A 22,197-nucleotide genomic window follows, 5' to 3' on the forward strand; every position below is an offset into this window, starting at 1 on the left:
GGATGGATCGCGGGGCCAGGGCCCGACAGAACACTGATCAGGAGGCCCGCCAATGCGGTTAGGACTGATGCTCAAGGGCACCAGCTGCCGGGCGCTCGTTGTGGAGGGACGCTCCGTCGTCTCGGTAGCCGAACAACGGCGGGCCAGCAGCCTGGCGGAAGCGCTGGACAGCGTTCTGTCCTCGTTGCGACTGCAGTTCGGAAGCCAGATCACCGACGTAACGGCCGACGTCGGACGCGTCCTCGCCTCGGCCAGGCCCGGGAACGTCGTCGCTGTCCGCATCTCTCCCCGTCCTCCGGCCGACCAGTTCCACAACACCAGGTTGCCTGCGCACATCGAGCCAGCCGTCACTAAAACCGTGCATGTCCAGGGCGGGCACGACCTGCGGGGACGACCGCTGGCGACTCTGGGCTTGGACGCCTTCCTGCTGGAACTGCCTTCCATCCTGTCCGGCGGCCTGCGGAACATAGCCATCACCGCCGTCGGCTCCACCGCCTCCGCCGAGCACGAAACCCGCATCGCGGATGCCATCCTGTCCAACAACAGCGACATGCGGATCAGCATCTCCAGCGATTTCTACTCGGGCGCGTTCCGCGACCGTGACTACACCGCCGTCCTCAACAGCGCCCTGATGCAATCCGGCGAGGAACTGGCGGCAATGCTGGACGAGGCGGGGAAGCGCCACTTCCCCGCCGCCGCACTGTCCTATGCAAGGAACGACGGCGGCCGGGCGCCCCTGGCGCGGCTGGCGACGGCCCCCGTGCACGCGCTTCGTCCTGAAGCGGCCATGGCGATCCTCGGCGCGGCCACGTTGGGCGGCCTGAGTGACGGCGAAGTGGTTATCTGTACCGACGAGGGCGTGAGCGTGGGAAACATGCGCGGCGGCCTTCCTGTTGCGCGCAGCCTCATCCGGCAGGGGTATGAAGCGAGCCTCGCCACCAACGCCGCCATCGTGGAACCATACACGGCGAACCATCCATTCCGGCCGGGTATCAAAACGGTGGTCGCCGATATCCGCACCAGTCAGGACACCCCGCCTGAGTACGGCCTGGTGCCACCACTTCCACTTGCCCGGGACCTGACCCTCGTGGGCTGTGCCGCGACTCCGCTGACGGCGTGGATCGACAGGCTCGAAAGGGTCAGCGGACAAGCAGACCTCCACCGCGTGCAGCACCGGGCCGAGGAAGAAGCAAGCTCGGCTGCAGTCCAGCTGGGCGCCGGCCCCACAGATACCCGCATCATCGAATCAAACGTCTACGCCATGCCCTACGGCAATCCCGGAATTATCCGTATCCGGGTCCAGGCCGCGGGCGGTGCGTCCGGCTCGGAGGAACAGGCGCTTAATGCGCATGCCATGGAGGCCACGGCATGAGCACCGTCCTCACCCCGGACGACGTAGGGCACCTTCGAACCGGCGCCCACTTCCTGGCCTGCGCCATCGATCCCACCGCCATACACGTCTACGCCGGCATGATCCAGGAGGCCATGCAGACCCGGTCCGTCGAGCTCATCACCGTAGATGAACTGGCTCCGGATGACCTAGTGGTGTCCGTTGGCATGGTGACCCAAGGCCTGTTCATCTCCGACATGCCACCCGTGGGAGATGAATTCACCGGCTGCATTGAGGCCATCGAAACCAGGCTCGGGCGCAGGGTGCGGGCCATTTACTCGCTCGCCGCCGCCAATATCAACGGAATCATTCCCCTCATGGTGGGGCTGCAGTCGTCTCTTCCTGTTGTCGACTCCGATCCCATGGGGCGGGTCTTTCCTCTGATCAGCCAGACCACTTTGACCATCGGCGGGGTGGCGATCGCCCCCATCGCGCTGATGGGAGCAACCGGTGAGCGGGCCGTAGTAGAGGCGGGTGATCCGCAGCGCGCCGAGACGCTGGTCCGCGCACTCGTCACTGAGCTCGGCGGCTGGGCCGCCACTGTGATGTATCCATGTTCTGCACGGCAGCTGGCAGAGCACGGAGTCCACGGCTCCATCAGCCGGATGATCCACATCGGCGAGATTCTCGAAGCCGAAACCTCGGCGGAGAGCAAATTCCTGTCCTTGTCCGAGTTGCTGGGCGTGACGCGCATCGCCAGGGGGCGGGTGACCCACATTGAAGGCCTCTCCCGCCCGACTGACCTCGGACTGCCGGCGCAGCCCTCCAGTGTGACCCTGGAGGAGGAAACCACCGGACAAATCATCCGGATGGAGATCCAGAATGAGATTCTGCTGGTGCTCGTGGACGGTGCCGTCGCGGCGGCCGTTCCGGACATGGTGACGCTGCTCAATTCCGAGCATGGCTCCGTGGCCAACCTGGACGACCTTCGGGTGGGCAGCGTCGTTGATGTGCTTAAGCTCAGTGCCGCGCCGCAATGGTATTCGGAGGCCGGGCTGGACCTGGCCGAACCGGCCGCGTTCGGCATTCCCCTCCACCATCCAAGGCGGCACCATGGGTAGGACCATGAAGGACACGCGGCTCGACGTTGCCGGCCTGCTGGCTCACGGGTCGCTGCGCGGCACCACCCCGCTGTACCTCACCCCCTCCAGCGCCCTGGTCGAGAGCGTTGTCTTGGTCTCCCATCTCGAGGCAATCCAGCGGGTGCGGCCGAACACAGTTGTGGTCCTCTCGGCGGAAATGGGCTCCGGTGGATGGCTCGTCTCCGCCGCGCTCAGGCATGCCTGGGAACGGCGGGCCAGCGCCGTCGTCGTGGCCGGAAGCACCTATTCCAGCGCGGTGATCGGCCTGGCCGAACGGCTTGGCATCACGCTCCTGGCGGCGGAAGGGAACCCCGCCGGAGTCGCGCTGGCTTTGGCCGCCGAGATTGGCGCCGCCCTGTCAGTGATGGATGCCGAGCTCGCCCGGTTCGCCCGGGCCGTGGCCAAGGACAGCGCCCTTCCCGACGTCCTTAGGACTATCTCGCGGGAACTGGACGGGGTTAGCGTCTCGCTGGAACACGACGGCGTCGTCCTCGCCTCAACCGGCACGGCCCCACGGGACCCCGCAAAGGTCATTACGGTTGACGTGGGCGCCGCAGACGCCACCGTCCCCTCTGCCCTCACTGTGCGCCTACCCGCCTCCAGTGTCCTCAACCTACCGCTGGTCCGATCGATCCTGGAAGTGGCTGCACCCTCGGTGAAGGCCGCTTGGTTACTGGGCAATTCCCGGGACACAGTCCGGGCTGTTCCCACTGCGGCCCTGGCCCGGTTAAGCCAGGGCCTAGGTTCGTCCGGCAAGGACTTCGAGGAAGACCACCGGCACCTCCTCACACAGCTTGGGTGGCGCCGGGACGAACGCTACGCGGCAGTGTGGATCTGCCATAGCGGCCTGCGCACACCCGTAAACGACCTGACGGCGGTGCTGAGGCTGCTCTGGCGGAAGGTCTCACCCCGCAGTCCGCTGGCGGAGGTCGAAGACGGCTGGCTGGCACTTGTTCCGGCCGCCCACCAAGCAATTGCGGCGCAGCTTGAACTCCGGCTCAAGACACGGCTGCAGCCCTCCCTGGCCGAGCTGGGCTTGGTGGCCGGCCTGTCCCGCTGGGCGGAGGAGGCCCCGCCGCTCCCGTCCATCATCCAGGAAGCGCGGCTGGCTGCCGTCTCCGCCCGACCGGCGGGGCAGGGCACGGTTTTGGGCTTCACCGGCCTGGGCGTGACGGCGGCAACCACCTTCATCGACAGGGATGCCGTGGCGCTGGTCGCCGAGCTGAGCCTGCCACGGCTGATGGCTAGCCCTGACCGGGAAGCGATCGTCGCTGCGGTGGCAGCCTTCCTTGACCACCGCGGCTCGGTCAGCCTTGCAGCGGCGGCCCTCGATGTGCACCGCAACACCCTCCAGGCCCGGCTTGGCCGGGCCAGGGAATTGGGCGTCCCGCTGGACGATCCGTCCCAGTTGCTGTCAGTCCATCTGCTCCTGGACGTGCTCCGTGCGGCGGCGCCCGGAAAACAAGTTTCTAAAGATCCCTACGAAACCAGAAAGGACTCCCATGAGTTCCCAGTTTGAATCCTTCGACGACGTCTACGCCTCCGCCCGCGACACTGTAGGCGTCCGTCTCTTCACCGCCTCCGTCATTGCCGACGATGGTGACAGCATGGCGCGCGTTTACACCACCCACCCCGAGGTCTACCCGGTTGGCGGCAAGAAGACCCTCGCGGGAGACACTAATCCTGTCTGGCTGGAGCAGGTCCTCATCGGACAGCGGCCGTTCCTGGGTGCCGACAGGGAAGCGGTCAGGGCTTTCTTCTTCGACTCCGGAACCATCGAATCACTGGGATGCGGCGCGATTGTCAATGTCCCGGTGCTCAGCGACGGTCGTACGATCGGCTCGATGAACTTCCTGGCACCCGAAGGCAGTTATGACCAGTCCTCGGTGGACGCCGCCGTCGAGGTTGCGAGGCGCTCTGTCCGGCTCCTCGAAGACGCACTTGCTGCCACGAGCTAGCGTGCGCCCCCCCTATTGGAAGGAAATACTGCACGTGATCCCCAACTCCCAGGGAAGCCTGACCATTCGGAACGCCAGGATTTTCGACGGCGAATCACCCGCCCTCATTGAGGGCTCCATCGTCATCCGGGATGGCAGGGTCACCGCCGTAGGCAGCACCGACGAAGACACTGGCGCCGGAAACATACTTGACGCGGGCGGCCGGGTGGTAATTCCCGGCCTCATCGATGCCCACTTCCATGCGTATGCGCTCAGTCTGACGTCGGCGATCAACGAAACCGGGCCGTTGAGCTATTCCGCGCTGGCCGGTGCCCGCAGGCTTGAGGCCGCGCTCGGCCGGGGCTTCACCTCAGTCCGGGATGTGGCTGGGGGAGACGTCGGCCTGGCAACTGCCATCGAGGAGGGACTGTACCCCGGTCCCCGGTACTTCTTTACCGGTCCGGCGCTGAGCCAAACCGGCGGTCACGGTGACATTCGCGCCGCGAACGATGCAAGCTGCTTCCATGGCGGCCATATGTGTGAGGTGGTGGACGGCGTCGAGGACCTGCTGCTGGCGGTGCGCCACCGGTTTCGGACCGGCGCAACGGCCATCAAGATCATGACCTCCGGAGGAGTGATCTCTCCTGTCGATCCGATCCGTGTGCCCCAGTACAGCGCGGCGGAAATCCGCGTTGTCACCGAAGAGGCATCGCGGCGCGGCAGCTACGCCACCGCGCACGCCTACTCGCCAGAGGCTATTACGCACTCAGTCCTCAATGGAGTCCGCTGCATCGAACACGGCAACCTGCTGGATGCTCAAACCGCCCGTCTCATGGCGGAGAATGACGTCTATCTCATACCCACCTTGGTGACATACGACGCTATGGGCCGCCGAGGAGCGGAAATCGGACTTACCGAGGTAGGAGTCGCCAAGAACCAGGAAGTCCTGGCCGCCGGCAAGAACGCCGTCACACTGGCGCGCGACGCCGGAGTCCGGATTGGCTTCGGCAGCGACCTCATGGGTGAGCTCGAGGATGAACAGCTGGCCGGGCTTCGCCTGCAGTGCGAAGTGCTGGGAGTCTACGACACACTCCGTTCTGCGACTTCAACGAACGCGGCACTGCTCCGGCGCGATGACCTGGGCCGTATTGCGAAGGGGGCATGCGCGGACTTCGTGATACTGGACGGAAATCCCTTCGACGAGCCCTCAGTGCTCTGGGACGAGCGCCGGAACCGCACCGTCATTAAAGCCGGCCACATCGTCCTCTCCGGCGGCCTTCCTGTAACTTCCGTCATCACAGACGAGGTCACCAGCGGCGCCTCCGCCTAAAGGCTTGTCCGGGCAGCAGGACGACGAAGATGGCGGCGCGAAGGCCCGCCGTCGTCTTCGTCGTGCATACGGGGATCCGTTACCAGTCTTAGTGCCGTGAACTGGAGGTAGACGACGTCCGGGGAGCACGAGCCCAGCACACGCAAATCGCAGGAATCAACGTCGGTATGTATGTCGCCGGGATCTTGTTTGCTTGCGCACTCACCGCGCAACACCCCTGCCCACCTTCGCCCGCGCGGCATCAAAACTGCCCACGGCATCGACAATCGGAAAGCAAAGTCACTAGATAGACTAGCTAGATTGGCTAGTTATATGTATGCTTATGCATGTTCCTGATATTCGTTCCTACGGAGTGCTGAGTGCTTTGATTACTTCCGCCGAAGTTTGGGCGCCTCATCTCCACGCGGACGCTCACGTCCCGGACGGCCGCGCCGGATTATTGACGAGCCGCACGGATATAACCCCATCCACCCTGGACGGCACCACGGCGCCGCAGGATGGACGTGCGATGCACGGCGGAACTTTCCTGGATCCCGTGAATCCGGCTGGTGACACGGAGGTGGGCATTCGACCGCCGATTTCGATGGCACCGAATTTCGGCCCCCTGACCCCGAAGGCCCGAGAGGTGTCTCATGGGGTTACTGGGGAAACTGGTCAGGGAAAATCGCTAGGCTTTCGGAGTTCTACGGGCGTACCTCACGCCGGGTGTTCGGGATCATGCGTCCTGGATCGCGGCGTCAATGGGGTGCTGAATGAGGGAGTCTCTACCGCGTCTTGGTGGGACGCTGCTACCTACGGTCCCGAGCCGGGTAGCCCGACTGCGTAGCTGCGGACAATAACTCACCACAAGGAAGTGGACAAGGGCCGCTCACGCCGGAGCGATACCAGCTGGAAGGCATGATCGGCAAGCGCCTCCTGGACCCGCCCATGCCTCCAGAGCTCACAGGCAGCGCATTCCCCGCTGCAACATGAGGCGCTTGTCATGGCATAGCGATTGTGTTCGTACATATCGGCTTGGTCGAGCCATGTAGTCGCGATTTCGCTATTAGTAAGCATACTTAGTATTATTTGGAAATCACATCGCAGAGAAACGAGCATCGCATGAGTTTGGCTACTGCCACGCGTTCCCTTCCCTATCCGCTGGGTGTCACGCTGCGCGAGGGCGGCGCAAACATCGCCATCTATTCCCAGACAGCGGACGCCGTGGACTTCTGTGCGTTCGACGGTGACGGCAACGAGACGCGGACCAGACTTTCAGACCGGACGGGTTATGTGTTCCACGGCGTGGTTGCGGGTGTCACAGTCGGAGCCCGATACGGCATACGGGTCGACGGCGAATGGAACCCGGACGCGGGGTTGCGGCACAACGTCCACAAACTGCTCCTGGACCCCCACGCCACCGCCATTGAGGGTGGCTACGAGTGGGGCCAGGCAGTCTTCGCCCATGACATGAATGCGCCCTCGGAGCTGGACGAAACGGACTCGGCCCCCTCGGTTCCGCGCTGTGTGGTTACCGACAACTCCTTCGACTGGGACGAAGGTACCGCCGACGTCGCTCCGCGGACCCCGCTTGCGGAGACGGTGGTCTACGAAGTTCACGTCAAGGGTTTCACCCAGCAGCACCCGGACGTACCGGCGGACATCCGGGGCACGTACGCTGGGCTGGCCCACCCTGCCGCCATCAAGCACCTCACGGACTTGGGCGTGACCGCCGTCGAACTTCTTCCCGTGCACCAGTTCGTCCAGGACAGCCATTTGGAGGAGAAGGGCCTGCGCAACTACTGGGGTTATAACAGCATTGGTTTCTTTGCTCCCCACGGCGACTACAGCTCCGCGGGCGACGGCGGCGGCCAGGTCGCCGAATTCAAAGCCATGGTAAAGGCACTTCACGCGGCCGGGCTCGAGGTGATCCTCGACGTCGTCTACAACCACACCGCGGAGGGTAACCACATGGGCCCCATGCTGTCCTTCAAGGGCATCGACAATGGCGCCTACTACCGCCTGGTGGAAGGCGAGGAATCGGCATACTTCGACACCACGGGCACCGGCAACAGTCTCAATGTCGGGCACCCCGCAGCGCTGGGCCTCATCATGGACTCGCTGCGCTACTGGGTCACAGAGATGCACATTGACGGCTTCCGCTTCGACCTCGCCACAACGTTGACCAGGCAGGATGGTAGTGCGGAGCTGCACAGCGCCTTCCTCACCCTGATCCAGCAGGATCCCGTCCTGGCCCCGGTGAAAATGATCGCCGAGCCCTGGGACACAGCCGGGTACCAGGTGGGCGGGTTCCCCGCCGACTGGTCTGAATGGAACGGCAAGTTCCGTGACGACGCCCGGGATTTCTGGCACGACGGCGGCAACGTACTGGGCGACTTCGCACAGCGATTCCTCGGCAGCCCCGACGTCTACGAGGCCAGCCGCCGCGCCCCCGTCTCCAGCGTCAACTTCATCACCGCCCACGACGGCTTCACCCTGGCCGACCTCACAGCCTACGACGAAAAGCACAACGAGGCCAACGGCGAGGACAACAACGACGGTGAAAGTGACAACCGCTCCGCCAACCACGGCATCGAGGGTCCCACGGACGATCCCGGGGTAAACGAGCTCCGCGAGCGGCAGCGTCGGAACTTTATGGCAACGCTGCTCCTGTCCACCGGCGTACCCATGATCCTCGGCGGCGATGAAATGGGCCGCACCCAGGACGGAAACAACAACGCCTACTGCCAGGACGACGAAATTTCCTGGTTCGACTGGAACAAGGTGGACGGCGGCCTGCTGGACTTCACAAAGGACCTGATCACCCTGCGCCGGAATAATCCGGCGCTGCGCCCCGACTGGTTCCGCCAGGCTCCGGAGACCGGAAGCGCCAACTCGGTCCAGGTCCTCCGGGCCGACGCGCAGAACTTCGGCGAAGGAGACTGGAACGAAGACCACCGGGCCATCGCGTTTGTCCTGGAACACGAGGGCTCAGATGCTTTCGCCGTGCTCTTCAACGCCGCCGAAAACGGTGTGGAGTTCACCGTTCCGGAGGCGCCCCGGCAGGAATGGGAGCTGGCCCTTTCCTCTGACCCCGACCAGCAGGTGGAAGCACCAGTGAGCACCCTTATTGTGCGGGACCGTTCGGTAACCGTTCTGCGTTCGCGAGCTTGAGATCCTCTGCAGCCCGGCAACGCACGAGCCGGGCTGCCGAGGGGCCGACGGATGGTCAAGAAGCGCTGCTAAGAACTGTCTTCACTGGCTTACGGTCAGTTTTATCCAGGGCAAAACGGCTGGTGCGGAGCTGTTGGCGCGTCTGTATTCCTAAGATCTGCCCTCTTACGGAAGTGGGTTTATCGGCGCTGGGCTTGTCGATGCCGCGCCCGCGAGAGATCCGATTGTCCCGTTACCGTCTGGAGGAACGAACTCTTTCCCGTCAAGACTGACAGCACCCCTTGATTGGAAGCCACACAACATGATGCTCAAACGCAGGTGCAGAAAATTTGTAGGAAAGGGACGGGTTCTTCTTTTAGCGGCCCGAACCCTGCCCTCCTGCATCCAAAACCCGGAAGTTTGGGCGTAATCAACTCCCTTAACTCTCCGGTCAGAGTAGAGGCCTGGTCCTGCAGGGTCTGGACTTTCGCATGGCTATGTGGCTGTGAGCAGGAGGGCATGTTGCCAGGAAGTGAGAGACCCAACGAAGAGGTGGTTACTCCGAAAGCCAAGCCAGGAGGGGGTTAATTGTTGTCTGCTTTAAGTGTGGACACTGTCCACACCTCCTTTGGCAGGACCAGAACCGACCAGACGCAACGGCCACAGGCGAGTTCGGATTCGAAAGAATATCCAGCGTGATCTTCGGTCAAGTCATGTCGACACCACAACCGCACTCCATGAAGTAGTGAGCGGCCAACAAGTGCCGAATGAACACCACACGAGAGGACACCAGTGACCCCACGACCTGGCAAGGGGAACGCCCACACGCCAGGATGCCGAGCCTCCCCCATCCAAACTGAACAGGCCGTGCCCGGCGGCCAGGCACCACCCGGGCCAACTAATCAGAGGCACATGTCAAGCTTTGTACACACGTTAAAGCAAAACCCCCTCTGACGAGGGGGTATGCCGTGCCCGAGGTGGGACTCGAACGGGATTCCCGCCCTTGCCATTGCTGGGAAGTCGCGGAAACATGCGGAATCCGGGGCAGTCCGGGGGTTGTACGGCGCAGTCCGGGGTGGAAGGTGTGCACATTGTCCACACTTCTTTTTTGGCCGCTTTCGAGCACCCCACGACGGGACCAGATGCTTCGGAGCCCTCGTATGCGGCGCCTGCAAATACGCGCAGCCGTTTCAAAGTGACTGCCGCTAGAAGCTCGCTGATCTCGGCCGCGTCAGTGACCAGGATTGCTCCGCCGTCTCTCAGGAGCCGGTGGCATCCTGCGGAGTTCGCGCTGTGGACACTGCCTGGGACGGCTGCAACATGCCGGGCGATGGTCTCGGCCTGGTGCGCGGTGTGCAGGGCGCCGGAACGCCACCGGGCCTCCACGACACAGGTCACCCCCGCCAGTACCGCAATGATCCTGCCGCGCTGGAGAAACCTGTAGCGCGTGGGCGCGTTACCCGGGGGCTGCTCAGACACCGTCAGGCCGTTGGCCCAGCCCGGATGGCCGCGGCGAGGTCGGCGTTCCCGGACGGGTAGTCTCGGTCAAGGCCGCCGGCGGCGACGGCGATCGTCGCGGCCCCGTCGCCGCTGAACCCGGCAAGGGCGGCGCGGTGGGCGTGGGCGTCTATGCCGTAGCCGAGACCGGACATGACGCAGATGCCGCGTTGGGCCAACTTGTGGGCGATGTCGCCGGTCACGGCCGCGCCGTAGCTGGTCGAATCCCGGGACCCGGTCAGCGCGACGGACCGTTCCGGGGCCGGGATGCCGTGGGTGATGTCTCCCCGGTACCAGAGCCCGTACGGTGCATCAAGCAAATCATCGAGGCCGGTCGGCCAGTGCTCGTCGCCGGGGATGAGGAACCCGCCACCGAGGCGCTCGATTTCGGCAAGGTCCCGCTCGGGGTCGACGTCGGCCATCCGGGGCGCCCAGCGGTTCAACGCTTCGGTGAGGTCGACGTCCGTGATGTGCCCGAAGGTGTGGCCGGGCTGGTCACCCGTAGCGACGCGGAGGGCGGCGTAGGCGCCTAGAGTGCCGACGAGGGTACGGCCGGTGACGTCTTGCGCGTCGAACAGTCGTGTCAGAGCGGCGCGTGCGATGCGGTCGTTCATGGTGTGTGTCCTTTGCTGAGGATTCGGTGGGTGGGGCGCTCGTGGTGAGTGGCCAGCTCCCCTCTCCCCCGCCGTTGTTTTGGCTGCTGGCGAAGCTTGCGGAGCTGTGCCCGACGGAGGCCTGTCTACCCCTGGGTAAGGGACGGGAAATTCCCAGAGGAAATAAGCGACGCAGGAGCGACGCAGGGAAATTCACGGCACGCAGGCCCCGACAAAGGAGGGGCTAGACGGGCCGGAGCGGGCACGTACAATCCGAAGGAATCTCAATGATGTTGTCAACGCGATTCCAGCGGATCTGTCAGCGGCAGTCCTCTCCCACTTGGGAAGCTGAGGTATGGGTCATTCTTGATCTGCGCGACGACGTGTCAGTGACTCTCTTGAAACTCTTCCTAAGCTACGTACCCGAGGATTTCGACGACACGACAGACCTCCGCTGGAAATCCGGTACCGACGGGTTAGCTCACTTCTTCGTGATCCAGTTACCCGTTCCCTCAGGGGACGACTAGACGAATGGCTACTGTAGCCAAACGGCTCGGTTTTCGACCGGCACTGACAGGGAAATGCCAGAAATCACGGATGCAGCGAGGGGCGAGACGATGTCCGCTGGTGATGAAGAAGCCCGTGCATCCAGGGACGAAACCATTCTGCGAATACGGAGTGGAATCCGGTCGGCCCAACTCCGGGTCGCCTTGGACAAGATCCGTGGGCGAGAGACGCCGGAGGCGGTGGTGCGGCTGGCACAGCGGACGCCCCCGCCGGCGCCGTCCCCATTCGATACGTTGAGAACGCCGGACGGAAAGCTCCGCAGAGATCCGGAGGCTCGGAGAGAATTAGCCCTCCACGTGCGACGCAATATCCTCGCCGCGCAGTTGAGGGTCGCCCTCGACGAGGCGCGGGGTCGACCGACTCCCGAGGCCGTGAAGCGCCTAGCCCAGAGAAAGCTACCGACATTGATGTAGTCCCCAGGGTGCCTGAGACGGGCGGGTATGTGCCCCGCCTCGCGCACTACCGCCGTCCCCACGAGGCATCTGTGGGAAGATCATGCCGATAAGTCAGCAGCCAGATACGGGCATAGAACTGAAGCAGGGACATGGACATAAGACGAGCCAGCCGGGGTGACCAGGTGGCAATAGGCAACCTGATACTCCCCTGGGACCGAGACAACGGTCAGAGGTACCACGATGGGCGTGGTCGGGTCAGCGAACGTGAGTTTGTCGCCGAGGACGCCAAGGGGATAGCGGGCTGGATTTCGGGCCATCATGGTTCAACGGCGTGGGCGAACCTGGCTGCCTACGAGGACCGGCCCGAATACTGGGCATGCTCGTGGCTCGTGAAGTTCTATGTGCAGAAGGAACGGCAGTCCGGGGGCATCGGCGCCCTGCTGCTGGAAGCCTTCGAAGATGACGCCCAGGAGGCGGGCCGCGACCTCGTGGTCGTTCATCCTGATGAGACCGGCGATGTTGAAAGGCTGCGGAACTTCTACCGAGACAACGGGTACGAGCTCATGGACCCCTGCAGCGACTATTCGATGAGGCCGCCCTGGTTAATGGCTAAGACCTTGCCGCCCCTGCGGTAGGCAGCGAAGGCTGGTTCAATGGACGATCTGACTCCAGACATGGAGATGAGCTCCCGGGAGGCTGCGACTTACCTGAGTGGACCGGTCGGATACACCCTGAGCGTGGAGTTTCTGCGAAGTCTGAGGTACGTCGGGCGAGGTCCGCTCGTTGAGAAGCGAGGGGCCAGACTTGTCTACCGTAAGGCGACCCTGGATGCGTTCCTGCTGGAGCATGGCACTGATCCTGCCGCATGGTACGCGGGGATCTGGCGGGACTTGGCCGAGGAGATCCGCGTCGTGTCCGCGGCTACCGGCGTGGGCGGCTTCGAGCCGTTGATTGAGACGTTGGAGGAGCATGACCCGGAGGACTGGGACCCGGACCAGGCGACGTAACGGTGTCGAACTGCAAGGCGTGCCCCGACATCGGATAATCGATACGTGACTGACCGACCAGCCCTCTATCTGTTCCCGTATCTTCGTCTGCGTGAGGGAGTGACGGCTGGACCGTGGTCACTGCAACCGCTGGACCCGGAAAAACTGGCTGCGCCTTTTGACGACATTGGCCGGACGGTGAGCGCACTCCTTGCCCGGTTCCGTGATGAAGCCGGCCAGCCGTTGACCACTGCGACCCTCGTTCAGCGAACGGAGCCAGAGTCGACTGGAGAGGCACGCGAGCACGAAAGAGTTGCCCTCCGGGCTGCGGTGTCGTTCGCGGTAGCCGATGCCAACGCCGGCCTTGGGAATGAGATCCCCTGGGAAGCGGCAGCACCGAACGTTGCTACGGCCGAGGTCGCGACGTTCTTTGTTGGCGAAGTCTCTGCACTCAAAAAGGGCACATTTGTGCGAACCAGAGGCGGATCACTAAACCGCCGAATCGTTGGTGGCGGCACGGTGCATGATGACTTTGTAGTCGTGACACCTCCCGAAGGGCTTGTAGCGATCCCCGACGTTAGGCTGGACGGCGAGCTCCTGGAGGCCGTCTACCGGGTCGCCGTGGAAGCGTTGTCAGATGAATCTCTCAGGGTGAACTGTGAGGTCCTCGCCGCGCTTCATTGGCACAGCCGGGCGTGGGAAAATTCACCGCTTCACACCATGCCGGATATCATCGTGCAGCTGAAGACAGCCATCGAGGCACTCTCAGGAGAGAGCAAAACCGCTGAAGGTATACAGGTTCTCGAAGGAATCTACAGTTCGGTGGCGGGAACGATCGGTGCCCATGAGTTTTTGTGGCAGGAGTCAGGCCCGGTGTTTCCTCGCGGATTCAAAAAGGTCACCGAATACAGCTCTTTTGGTAACTGGTACTGGTTCCTGGCGGACACTCGTAACGCCATCGTCCACGACACAGAATCGCCCGTCATGGACCACATCGCCGCCGGATCACCGTTCCAAGGAAACCTCTTTCGTGTTGCCGAGAGAGTGACACGCGAACTCATTAAGATCCGTCTGGCCCATCTGGGCCATGCGAAAGCCGCGCTCAGCCCGACGAGTCGGGGTCACCTTCGCATCGCGGGGCGCCTCGGCCAGCAGATCAGAACCATCGCGCCTTTGCCGATATGAGGCCCAATCATCATCAGGGCACGACGGGCGGCCGAAAGGTTTAGTTCCAGCCGGTAGAAGCTCACCGGCGGCTAGCCTGGTCCCACAACTTGCATGGGTTCGTCGCAGGCTGTTCGGACTTTCCCAGGGCCAGCGCTAATCTCTTCGACGACCAGCACCCTCTTGGGGTTCTCATCCCACACATTGCCTACGGAATTGCACCATGCCGGCTGGTAAACATTTCCAGAGGTGACCACGTACCCCGGACCGGGACCAACCTTGGGTGCCCCGTCGCTTCGGCGCGAGGCTGGCTCGAAGGCGCGCAACTCCCCCAGTTCTTTGGATTTCGGCTTGGCCTTGGCTGCCGACTGCCAGGCACGGTGCGGACGCGGCGCCATGCTGGAAGCCGGCCAGGTGGCCCGGACGGGGCTTCGCACGTATGTGTACTGAGAATGTCAGAGGGGCGTGAAAGTCTGACTTCATGATGTTTGAAGAAGACTGGACGACACTCCCTCGCGCCTACGTGGCGCTATCGCATGATTATTCATATGAGGACCGTGACAAGGATTTAGCCGCGACAATTGCCTGGTGTCTCGCGCTGGCTAACGGCGATGCCAGGCTGGTCGGGATACAGACGGGTCATGAGGACGATCTCGACGACGAACCTCTCCTAGCTGCATTCGTTGCTGAAGGGGCGAAGGTCTACACCGACTCCCGTGGGAAGGTCGGTGCACTGCCCTCTGGCCCTGTCTTGATGTATCGACCCCATGCCGCGCATTTGTGGGAGGTAGAGACGAAAAGATCTACGGCAGCCGTAGCCGCGTATGAGATTACAGGCCCGGAACATCATCAACGGAGCATTGGGACTGAAGAAATGGTCGGTTGCCAGCCGTGGGTCACTGCTTTCAAGCCCATACATCTAGGCGGACCAACGATTAAGGTCAAAGAACCCATCCTGCCCGACCCCGTCGTCGCTGCCGACATGGATACCTTCACCGACCTCATCAACTCCTCGAGTGGCCTCTCGGACAGTCGGGATCGTTCTACTGTGCTCGACGGTCTCACGAAGCTGAGGAAAGCAAACCATCACTTTGATCCAGAAGATCTCCTTGCCGGAGCGCTGGCGAGAAATTGGCGTGGCGATGCAGCCGTCCAGCTCAAGGACCTCGCTGCCGAAATCAACGCAGGCAAGAGAAAGCGATTCGCCGAGCGATTCCGTCCCGACATCGTTGATACTTGGCGAAAGGAAGTCTGAACGGCTGGGCCGCACTGCGCTTAGCGAACGGACCAGGAGAACGGTGTCTTTCGCCTACGAGCTCATCAATCCGCCGGCGTCCGGCATGAACGCTGCCGCAGGGCGGACGTTTATCTACGTGCTTATGTTCAACATCGCCGGCTACCCCTCCAAGCCCTTCTACGTGGGACAGGCCCGGGGACTGACGCAGCGATTTGGCAACCACCAGATGATTACCTGGCACGTCGCACGGTTCGGCGCCCCGCCGCGGATCTTCATCGCAGGCCAGGTGCCGTCCGCTGCTGCCGACCTGGCGGAGCAGAATCTGATCGCCCGGCTCGCGAGGGCCCAGTACAGGTTGACGAACACGATGGTCGTGCGGGCCGGAAAGATTGTCCGTCGCCCGACACCCTTCCTCACCGAGCCCAGGGAAGCTACCCTCTATCACCTCGGCACTCCCGCTCCATGGGAGTCAGTGTTCCTTGCCTGGCAAGCCCAGTTCATACTGGCGTCCGGAGACCAGCTTCCGGTCTCAGGGGACGAGCTCCACCTCGACGAGGTACTGTCCTACGTTGAAAGTCTGGAGTACAACTCGCCGGATGCCAGAGAGGTGTCGGTGTTGATCGCCAACGCCTTTGATCCAGGTTTCCAGAACTCCATAGTTGACGTCGTGCAGGCCTTCCAGGGCAAGCACAAGCCCGGTGACCTGCAGAACATTCTGATGCGGTTGCGCGATGTCTGGGTCTTCCGCAAAGGGCTGCAAGCAGGTAGGGCCAAGGGCTACAGGCTGACAAGAAGGCACACAGCCGCCATCCTCGCTTTGCGGTCAAGGTCACTCTAGCGGCCTTAGTCCACCGATCGCATTGCACCACGCGCCCAGCACGCTCACGGCCTACTTGCGGAACCAAGTGGCCTTCGTCGACGCTGCAATCCACATACTCCTATTCGGGTCAGATCATTAGTGAAAGCGAGCAGGCAAGGCATACTTCCCGGTATGACCGTGCTGGCTTTGGTTCCGGAAGCGCGGAGTGGAACGAGTGACCCACTGCCCCCTCCAACCCGCCGGACGGAGCTGCACGGGTGCCGCATGCCGACCCGGCAGAATGGAATCCGGCATTGTGAAAGGAACTTGTTATGCGGCATTCATTGAATCGGTCCATGCCCCTGTCCGCTGAGGACCACGCGGAGCTCTTCAATGCGATTTACGACGGCGCTTTGGGTGACGAAACAGTGCCATGGAGCTCAAGAGTGAGTGGGATCTGACTGACAAGAAGAAGACCGGGAACCTCGCGAGGCTCATCCTTGGTTTCGCCAACAGGGATCCCGCTGTGGCTGCGAAGTATTTCGGCGGTGAGGCCTATCTGGTCCTGGGTGTCGATTCAGGGCGGGCCGAGGGCTTGACGAAAGCCGACAGTGCCACTATTACGATGCAGATCCAGTCTTATACGGGTACTCGTGGTCCGCAGTTCGTCTTGGACTACGGACGGTTCAATAATCTGGACGTAGCGGTCATCACAATCCTCGCCGCGCCTCGGGCCGCTCATATTTACGCTCTGGAGAAGGAATTCACTGACAACGGAGGCAACAAAGAACGGTTGTGGCGCAACGGCACAATTTTTGTGAGGTCAGGGACAAGCACCGAAGTTGCGACGGCTGAAGACATCAGACGCTTGGAGCGACGATTGATCGCCGGCCTCCAGAAACTGACGCCCCAGGTTCACCTTGAGTGGCAAAACGATCCCCGGTTGTTCTGGCACGATGAATCATCCATTGAAGAGTGGCTCGAAAGCCATCGCGAGCACCTGCTTTGACTGCAAGATATGGATGAGTCAGCGTCGAGGGGACCTTTTGATTTCTCCGGGGCGATGATGTCCGCCTTTGAGTCACTTGGAAAGCAGACTCCTGGCCGCTACAAGAAGGACCTCAATGAATACATAGGCAGATGTAGGAGTCTTGTGGACGAGTGGACGCAGCACGTGGTCTACTCCAGACCAGGTTTTCACAATGTCATGAGAATGACCAACACCACGGATGAGGCGGTGCTGGCCGTCCGGCTGACGCTGCAACTTCCGGCCGGGATGGACGTCGTGGTAGACGATCCCTTTACCAAATGGCCTGAACTTCCGGTGCAGGTGGGCAAAAACCTGCCGCCTACCTCCCTGTTCATGCATCTTGAGGGGTACGAAATTCCCTTGGCGCGGCCGACCACCCCCCGGCGACCGTCTGTTGATATTGACGACGACATGGTCAAGGTGACATTCGATATTGGCGACATTGCCGCCGAAGATTCCGTCGTAACGTGGCCCGTTGCCGTCCTTAGTTCGGACCCGGAACTGGAGACTCAGATCGAGATTAGCTGGTCAGTCACGGCGAACAACCGTAGAGGGACCGATAGGGGAACTCTGTCCATTTCTCGCCCGGAGAGGCAGTCCCTCATGACGACCGTTTTATCCAGGACTGTCCCGGTTCCAAAGCGCTAGCGGCACCCTCACCAGGTGGCTGCGTTCAACGCTTCCTCCTCCGTTGAGCGGTGGAACTCTGCTTTGCAGGTTTCGGAGCAGGCTGAAGAAGCGTCTGGGTCATGGACCGCGGAGGCCGTTCTGTGCTCGCGAAGAGCTCAGCCGGCAGAGGTGAGTAGTCATAGGCGTAGTCCTTGACAGTGAGCGGGTAGGCCACGACCCGCGACAGCTGCCACAGTGAACGCACAACGCTGATTCCGACCTGGCTGATTGCCAGGTTTGTAGCGGGATCGGAATTATCTGTCCGCAGGGTCAGACCAGGGGTCGTATTCTTGCCTCCGCGCTCCTGGAGGACGTAGGTCACCGATTCGGCGTTGACCACGGCCGCTGCATCATTCCATTGCTCCGGCGTGAGAGTTGTTGGAGGCTGCTCGGCGAGGTGCAGCACGACACTGAGGTCATCCCGAGGGGCAACTGTGGCGCCATGTTTGAGCTGATTGTTTCCTTGGGCGCCGTTATAGCCGCCGTCCGAATAAAACTGCGCGAAGAAAGTGAGCCAGGCTGTTAGGAAATCCAGGTGCCGCCGCATGTCCTGTTTGGATCCCTCGGATTCTTCATGACGAAGCTCCCGAGGAAACATCACCTTGGAGACGGCATGCCGGGCGGCGCCTCCAAGTAAAGGTTTGATGGGCTCGCGGAGGTCCGAGCTCAGTCGCATGTTGAGCAGCTTTGTCATCGGACTGCTACCCGTAGCTCTTTCCAGACCGGCCACAAACAGCCGCAGCGCAGTTTCGATTACGTGCTGCATCAAGGTGTAGGACTCAATTGAGGCCATCGTTCTGCTGCTAAGAGTGTCGCCCGGCGGGACGTCCAGTGCGAACTTCTTGTCCTTCAACACTGACTGGAACTGTCCGAAGAGGGACGCCTGATCCGTGCGGTCCCACTTCACCGAACCAGATTGCATATCAGCAAGGGCAACTATGCCCCAGAGCCGGCGTTCGAAGTATTCTGCGGGATCAACCCTGTAGTAATGCTCCTTCAGGACCTCTTCCACTGCACCCGGCGTAGCCGAAGATGCATCCGTATCGACCTGGTGAATACTCAAAGGATCGTTCAGCGCCATCAGGCAAAACTATCTGACCAGCAGTCCCTCGTGCAGGATTCTCAGTGCCGGTGGCTTGGGTGTTTCAAATGCCTGGTGGGCAGTAAAAAAGGGGCGCCAATGCCTGGTGGGGACGGAGACCTCCGAGTGAGACGCCCTCGCCATCATGACCGGACACCGGTATCCGGACCACGGGGAACCGACGTCCGGTTCTTGGTCCTCGGCCCGGAAAAGGAAAAGCCGCAGAGTCACTTCGTGGCCAAATCCATCGAAGCGGAAACGGTCCGCCGCGAATCCGAACACAATGACGGTGCGATGTACCCGTCCTGGGGCGAAAATCTTACCGGGGGTCGGCGGCTCAAAGACAGCTGCACGGCCTGGTCCTCTACGGCGGGCGGGTGTGGGGGTGCCCTTTGCTTGGCCCCAACTTGGGCTCCCTGCGGGTCGGCAGGAGTTTTCCGCCTAACAACACCGCGTTGAGGCATGCTGGTGGCGTTCTTTGCCGCCTACCTGCCTGGTGCTCGTACGGTGCGCACTAGTTTTCGGCCAGGTATCCGGAAGTCCGGCCTAGTCGGCGCAGAATGTCTCCCGCCGTCGCGCCGTCTATGATCCACTTGGCAATCGGCAGCGCTTCAGCGGTGTAGTAAGCCATAGCCTCATCAAATCCTTCAATGAGCGGGCGAGCACCTTCATCGAGGATGTACCAGAAGCTGAGATCGTCCTCCTGAAAACCCCACTCACCATCGTCGGGATCCGTGCTCTCGATCCTTGCCATGACGATCGGCCCGCTCATGCCGTGTTGCTCGAGCTGAGACAAGTTGGCATCCATCAGTAGTGACGGATTCTCACAGGTCACTACGACGTGCCCTAGACTCGAGCCCGCCGAGGTTTTAGGATGGCGCTCCAGCGCCTTTGGTCCCATAACTGCAAAACGTCCTGTTGAGTCGGCCGCGATAAGAGACACGGGCCTCGCCGTGAGCGTGTAGCCAAGGTGTAGACCGACTTCACAAAGCAGGGCTGCCGCGTTGGCGCACTGGTTTTCCGTACCGAATGCATATGCCACGACCCCCACAGCATGCCGAAGAGCACCCAGGGGTACTCTGGGCTGACCGATTCCCTGCTGAGAGGAACTCTGCCCTTGTATGTTTCCCTGGTCAGCACTTTCCATCAAGTCGCCCTGTCGCTCAAAGTTTGTAGTACCCACTGAATATTTCTGATCATAGGCGCGGGTGCTGGTGGCCCCACAACTTATGAGCACCGGGTGGCTTTTTTAATCTTCTTGTAAAGACTAAGCCGCCATTCTGACAGTAGACGATCGTGCGGGCCCCATAGGTCAGCCGGGCGTGGAAAGCAGTCGACGGTGGGGCAGAGCTGTCCGCCGGGGAGGAATTGGAATCCCAGGCAAAAGGTGCCGTCATCGATCAAGACGCGGACGAGCTGGCGCATCACGGGTTCGAGGTCTTCCATGAGATCGGAGAGCAGGCGCCGCACCTGCTGCAGGGTGTTTTGCCCTTGCACCTGGCCGGGGGCCTGCATCGGGGGACATGAGAAAGCCTCCGCGCGAATCCAGGGACTCAAGCGTGGAGGCTCCCGGCTCTCCACGCTACGGGGACTGGAGAGCCTCAATGAGGCTACCGCAGGCGTGACGTTCTCGGGCGAGCCTGGGCGAGACCAGTATCAGTCTAACGACGGGGCCGCCGGCCCCTGGTTCGCCCGGTGCGCCAACCGGGAAGAGGCCCATCCAGGAGATTGATCTTCGCCCGGTCGAGTTCGCCGCGGCGGTACTTTGCCGCTGGGCGTGGATCCACACTCCGAGGGAATGTTCACGCTCTGATACGTAGTGGTGGTGGCGGGGCCAGTCGTTTCCTTCGGCGCGGAAGCCCACAAGCTGGGCGAACCGGTCATGCCACCGGGCATCCTCCATCGCTGCCCTTGAGTCCCCTGGCCACCCGGAGACTCTGCCGAGGCCGTCAGGGTAGGCGGGATGAAGGGTGCCCTCGACTGCTTCGCGCCGGCGGTCCGAAAGCCACAGAGCCATGGACCGTTCACCCTTGTCCTTTGAGCGGTCACGGGGGACCCGACCTTCGGCCGTAACCCAGACGATGATCTCTTCCATGCGGGCCAGATCCTTGGCGAGGGGTGAGGAACGGGTGCCGCACAGGCGGCGATCTGGTGGGCGGCCTCGAGCCCCGGGTCCTGGCGGGGCGCGATGACCAGGTGGTAAACGATAGTGGCAGGTTCGGCGCGTACGAGCTCCGCGATGCGTTTCCGGCTCAGCCCGAGCCGGTACATCAACACCCATTCCGCGTCAGGAGCGCGCCGCAACTTGCTGTCCATTATGGGTGTCATCTTGCCCCGGCGCCGTGCCGAGTGGTGCTGATGGCAACTCTCCTTCCTAACGTTCGTTTGTAAGATGGATGCTTCGCAGTCGGTGGCACCACGTACAGTCACAGCCATGGACCAAGTCTCAGATAAAGGACGAGCCTGCGATGGCGCGTGACATCGGCATGCAGATGATCCTGGCCGAGTGGCTGCTCGTGGAGACGGTCGCCGACGTGCGAACCCGTAGCGAGGATCCCGGCAGCAGGAGCAGGTACGAGTTGCTCGGCATCGCGCCACTGCTCCGCAAGCTGCTGCTGGACGGCTCCGCCTTGGTCGACTCCGTCCTCGCTGCCCGGCGAGGGATCCCGACGGAATTCCGGATCAAGCCTTGGGCAAAGCCCCAGACTGGAGCCGACGAGCTGCCCTACGCTCTCCGTCTCGCCGGTCCCGAACTCGTCGGCGGGTCGGACGCCCTCGCCCTGCCGACCATCGCGGAGTTCGCCCGCGCACGGGTGGGCCTCGTCGACGGCGCGGATCTGACCGTCCGGCAGGTGGTGCGGTACTACGCGAACGTCGAGGGCGGCGTGCACTTCGGCGTGCCGAAGGAAGAAGGCCAGGAAACGATGAACACCATCGCACCCGTGCTGCTCGGGAACACCACCGGCCAGATCGAGATCCTCGGCCACCTCGGCCAGGTCGTCGTCCGTGCCCTGACGCCGCTGTGCGATTCCATCCTCGCGTCGCCCACAATCATCCCAGCGATGCACCGTCTCAACGGTTCCGGGTTCTACGACCACCACTGGACGACGGAGTATTACGCGAAGCACCGACCGGAGCGCCGTCACCTCGAGAACAATACTTCCGAGTGATAAACAGAGTTATAGCTAACTATTGGCGATAGTTGTGTTATGTTCTCTTTTGTACCCGTGAACTGCGGATACAAGACCAGCCTCCCTGACGCGTGACGTTGAAGGTGCAACTCGTCGGGGAGGCCGATACAAGGAAGA

General features: G+C 62.2%; 21 protein-coding genes. 16 read left to right on the forward strand and 5 right to left on the reverse strand.

Annotated elements, in window-relative coordinates; all coding sequences use genetic code 11:
• Nucleotides 1-52: 52 nt before the first annotated feature.
• The 6 genes from ABHM97_RS14750 to glgX all read left to right on the forward strand — a co-directional run bounded on the left by ABHM97_RS14750 (nucleotide 53) and on the right by glgX (nucleotide 8,892).
• The gene (locus ABHM97_RS14750; RefSeq protein ID WP_235522124.1) at nucleotides 53-1,372 is read left to right on the forward strand and encodes a hydantoinase/oxoprolinase family protein; all 1,320 of its coding nucleotides are present in this window, start codon (nucleotides 53-55) and stop codon (nucleotides 1,370-1,372) included.
• Complete coding sequence (locus ABHM97_RS14755) at nucleotides 1,369-2,451, forward strand: DUF917 domain-containing protein (RefSeq protein ID WP_235522123.1); 1,083 nt, start codon at nucleotides 1,369-1,371, stop codon at nucleotides 2,449-2,451. Before ABHM97_RS14750 ends, ABHM97_RS14755 begins: the two co-directional genes overlap by 4 nt.
• Complete coding sequence (locus ABHM97_RS14760; RefSeq protein ID WP_349471292.1) at nucleotides 2,444-3,991, forward strand: helix-turn-helix domain-containing protein; 1,548 nt, start codon at nucleotides 2,444-2,446, stop codon at nucleotides 3,989-3,991. The genes ABHM97_RS14755 and ABHM97_RS14760 overlap by 8 nt, the downstream gene beginning before the upstream one ends.
• Complete coding sequence (locus ABHM97_RS14765; RefSeq protein ID WP_235522121.1) at nucleotides 3,975-4,430, forward strand: GAF domain-containing protein; 456 nt, start codon at nucleotides 3,975-3,977, stop codon at nucleotides 4,428-4,430. The genes ABHM97_RS14760 and ABHM97_RS14765 overlap by 17 nt, the downstream gene beginning before the upstream one ends.
• A gap of 34 nt (nucleotides 4,431-4,464) precedes the next feature.
• Nucleotides 4,465-5,739, forward strand: a complete 1,275-nt coding sequence (locus ABHM97_RS14770; protein ID WP_235522120.1) for a metal-dependent hydrolase family protein — start codon at nucleotides 4,465-4,467, stop codon at nucleotides 5,737-5,739.
• A 1,101-nt stretch (nucleotides 5,740-6,840) separates the two neighbouring features.
• A complete protein-coding gene (gene glgX, locus ABHM97_RS14775) occupies nucleotides 6,841-8,892 on the forward strand; it encodes a glycogen debranching protein GlgX (RefSeq protein ID WP_349471293.1) in 2,052 nt (683 codons plus the stop codon).
• Between the two features lie 912 nt (nucleotides 8,893-9,804).
• On the opposite strand, the gene ABHM97_RS14780 is transcribed toward glgX, so the two are convergent.
• Both ABHM97_RS14780 and ABHM97_RS14785 read right to left on the reverse strand, forming a co-directional pair.
• Complete coding sequence (locus ABHM97_RS14780; protein ID WP_349471294.1) at nucleotides 9,805-10,350, reverse strand: DNA-processing protein DprA; 546 nt, start codon at nucleotides 10,348-10,350, stop codon at nucleotides 9,805-9,807.
• A gap of 2 nt (nucleotides 10,351-10,352) precedes the next feature.
• Complete coding sequence (locus ABHM97_RS14785) at nucleotides 10,353-10,982, reverse strand: DNA-processing protein DprA (RefSeq protein ID WP_349471295.1); 630 nt, start codon at nucleotides 10,980-10,982, stop codon at nucleotides 10,353-10,355.
• Between the two features lie 1,090 nt (nucleotides 10,983-12,072).
• On the opposite strand from ABHM97_RS14785, the gene ABHM97_RS14790 reads away from it, so the two are divergent.
• The 8 genes from ABHM97_RS14790 (at nucleotide 12,073) to ABHM97_RS14825 (ending at nucleotide 17,787) form a co-directional block, all read left to right on the forward strand.
• Complete coding sequence (locus tag ABHM97_RS14790; RefSeq protein WP_349471296.1) at nucleotides 12,073-12,558, forward strand: GNAT family N-acetyltransferase; 486 nt, start codon at nucleotides 12,073-12,075, stop codon at nucleotides 12,556-12,558.
• 18 nt (nucleotides 12,559-12,576) lie between these two features.
• The gene (locus ABHM97_RS14795) at nucleotides 12,577-12,930 is read left to right on the forward strand and encodes a hypothetical protein (protein ID WP_349471297.1); all 354 of its coding nucleotides are present in this window, start codon (nucleotides 12,577-12,579) and stop codon (nucleotides 12,928-12,930) included.
• Nucleotides 12,931-13,029: 99 nt separating this feature from the next.
• Nucleotides 13,030-14,094, forward strand: coding sequence for a hypothetical protein (locus tag ABHM97_RS14800; RefSeq protein WP_349471298.1), 1,065 nt, complete (start codon nucleotides 13,030-13,032; stop codon nucleotides 14,092-14,094).
• A gap of 228 nt (nucleotides 14,095-14,322) precedes the next feature.
• Nucleotides 14,323-14,523 carry a hypothetical protein gene (locus tag ABHM97_RS14805; protein WP_349471299.1) on the forward strand — a complete coding sequence of 67 codons (201 nt, stop codon included), beginning with the start codon at nucleotides 14,323-14,325 and terminating at the stop codon, nucleotides 14,521-14,523.
• 31 nt (nucleotides 14,524-14,554) lie between these two features.
• Entirely contained in the window at nucleotides 14,555-15,328 is a 774-nt protein-coding gene (locus ABHM97_RS14810; RefSeq protein ID WP_349471300.1) for a DUF1889 family protein, read from the forward strand.
• A gap of 43 nt (nucleotides 15,329-15,371) precedes the next feature.
• Nucleotides 15,372-16,148, forward strand: coding sequence for a GIY-YIG nuclease family protein (locus ABHM97_RS14815; protein ID WP_349471301.1), 777 nt, complete (start codon nucleotides 15,372-15,374; stop codon nucleotides 16,146-16,148).
• 394 nt (nucleotides 16,149-16,542) lie between these two features.
• Nucleotides 16,543-17,118, forward strand: a complete 576-nt coding sequence (locus tag ABHM97_RS14820) for an RNA-binding domain-containing protein (RefSeq protein WP_349471302.1) — start codon at nucleotides 16,543-16,545, stop codon at nucleotides 17,116-17,118.
• A gap of 9 nt (nucleotides 17,119-17,127) precedes the next feature.
• On the forward strand, nucleotides 17,128-17,787 hold the full coding sequence (locus ABHM97_RS14825; RefSeq protein ID WP_349471303.1) for a hypothetical protein: 660 nt from the start codon (nucleotides 17,128-17,130) through the stop codon (nucleotides 17,785-17,787).
• A gap of 25 nt (nucleotides 17,788-17,812) precedes the next feature.
• On the opposite strand, the gene ABHM97_RS14830 is transcribed toward ABHM97_RS14825, so the two are convergent.
• Both ABHM97_RS14830 and ABHM97_RS14835 read right to left on the reverse strand, forming a co-directional pair.
• Nucleotides 17,813-18,889, reverse strand: a complete 1,077-nt coding sequence (locus ABHM97_RS14830) for a hypothetical protein (RefSeq protein WP_349471304.1) — start codon at nucleotides 18,887-18,889, stop codon at nucleotides 17,813-17,815.
• A 514-nt stretch (nucleotides 18,890-19,403) separates the two neighbouring features.
• Nucleotides 19,404-19,832: a hypothetical protein gene (locus ABHM97_RS14835; protein WP_349471305.1), complete on the reverse strand. Its 429-nt coding sequence runs from the start codon at nucleotides 19,830-19,832 to the stop codon at nucleotides 19,404-19,406.
• 425 nt (nucleotides 19,833-20,257) lie between these two features.
• On the opposite strand from ABHM97_RS14835, the gene ABHM97_RS14840 reads away from it, so the two are divergent.
• Complete coding sequence (locus ABHM97_RS14840; protein WP_349471306.1) at nucleotides 20,258-20,416, forward strand: hypothetical protein; 159 nt, start codon at nucleotides 20,258-20,260, stop codon at nucleotides 20,414-20,416.
• Between the two features lie 55 nt (nucleotides 20,417-20,471).
• Here ABHM97_RS14840 and ABHM97_RS14845 read toward each other — a convergent pair whose 3' ends face one another.
• The gene (locus ABHM97_RS14845) at nucleotides 20,472-20,984 is read right to left on the reverse strand and encodes a helicase associated domain-containing protein (RefSeq protein ID WP_349471307.1); all 513 of its coding nucleotides are present in this window, start codon (nucleotides 20,982-20,984) and stop codon (nucleotides 20,472-20,474) included.
• A 301-nt stretch (nucleotides 20,985-21,285) separates the two neighbouring features.
• Here ABHM97_RS14845 and ABHM97_RS14850 point away from each other — a divergent pair, with 301 nt between their 5' ends.
• Nucleotides 21,286-22,059 (forward strand): hypothetical protein, encoded by a 774-nt coding sequence (locus ABHM97_RS14850; RefSeq protein ID WP_349471308.1) that lies wholly within the window; start codon nucleotides 21,286-21,288, stop codon nucleotides 22,057-22,059.
• Nucleotides 22,060-22,197 lie beyond the last annotated feature (138 nt).

It is taken from the genome of Paenarthrobacter sp. CAP02, assembly GCF_040137855.1.
Taxonomy (GTDB): domain Bacteria; phylum Actinomycetota; class Actinomycetes; order Actinomycetales; family Micrococcaceae; genus Arthrobacter.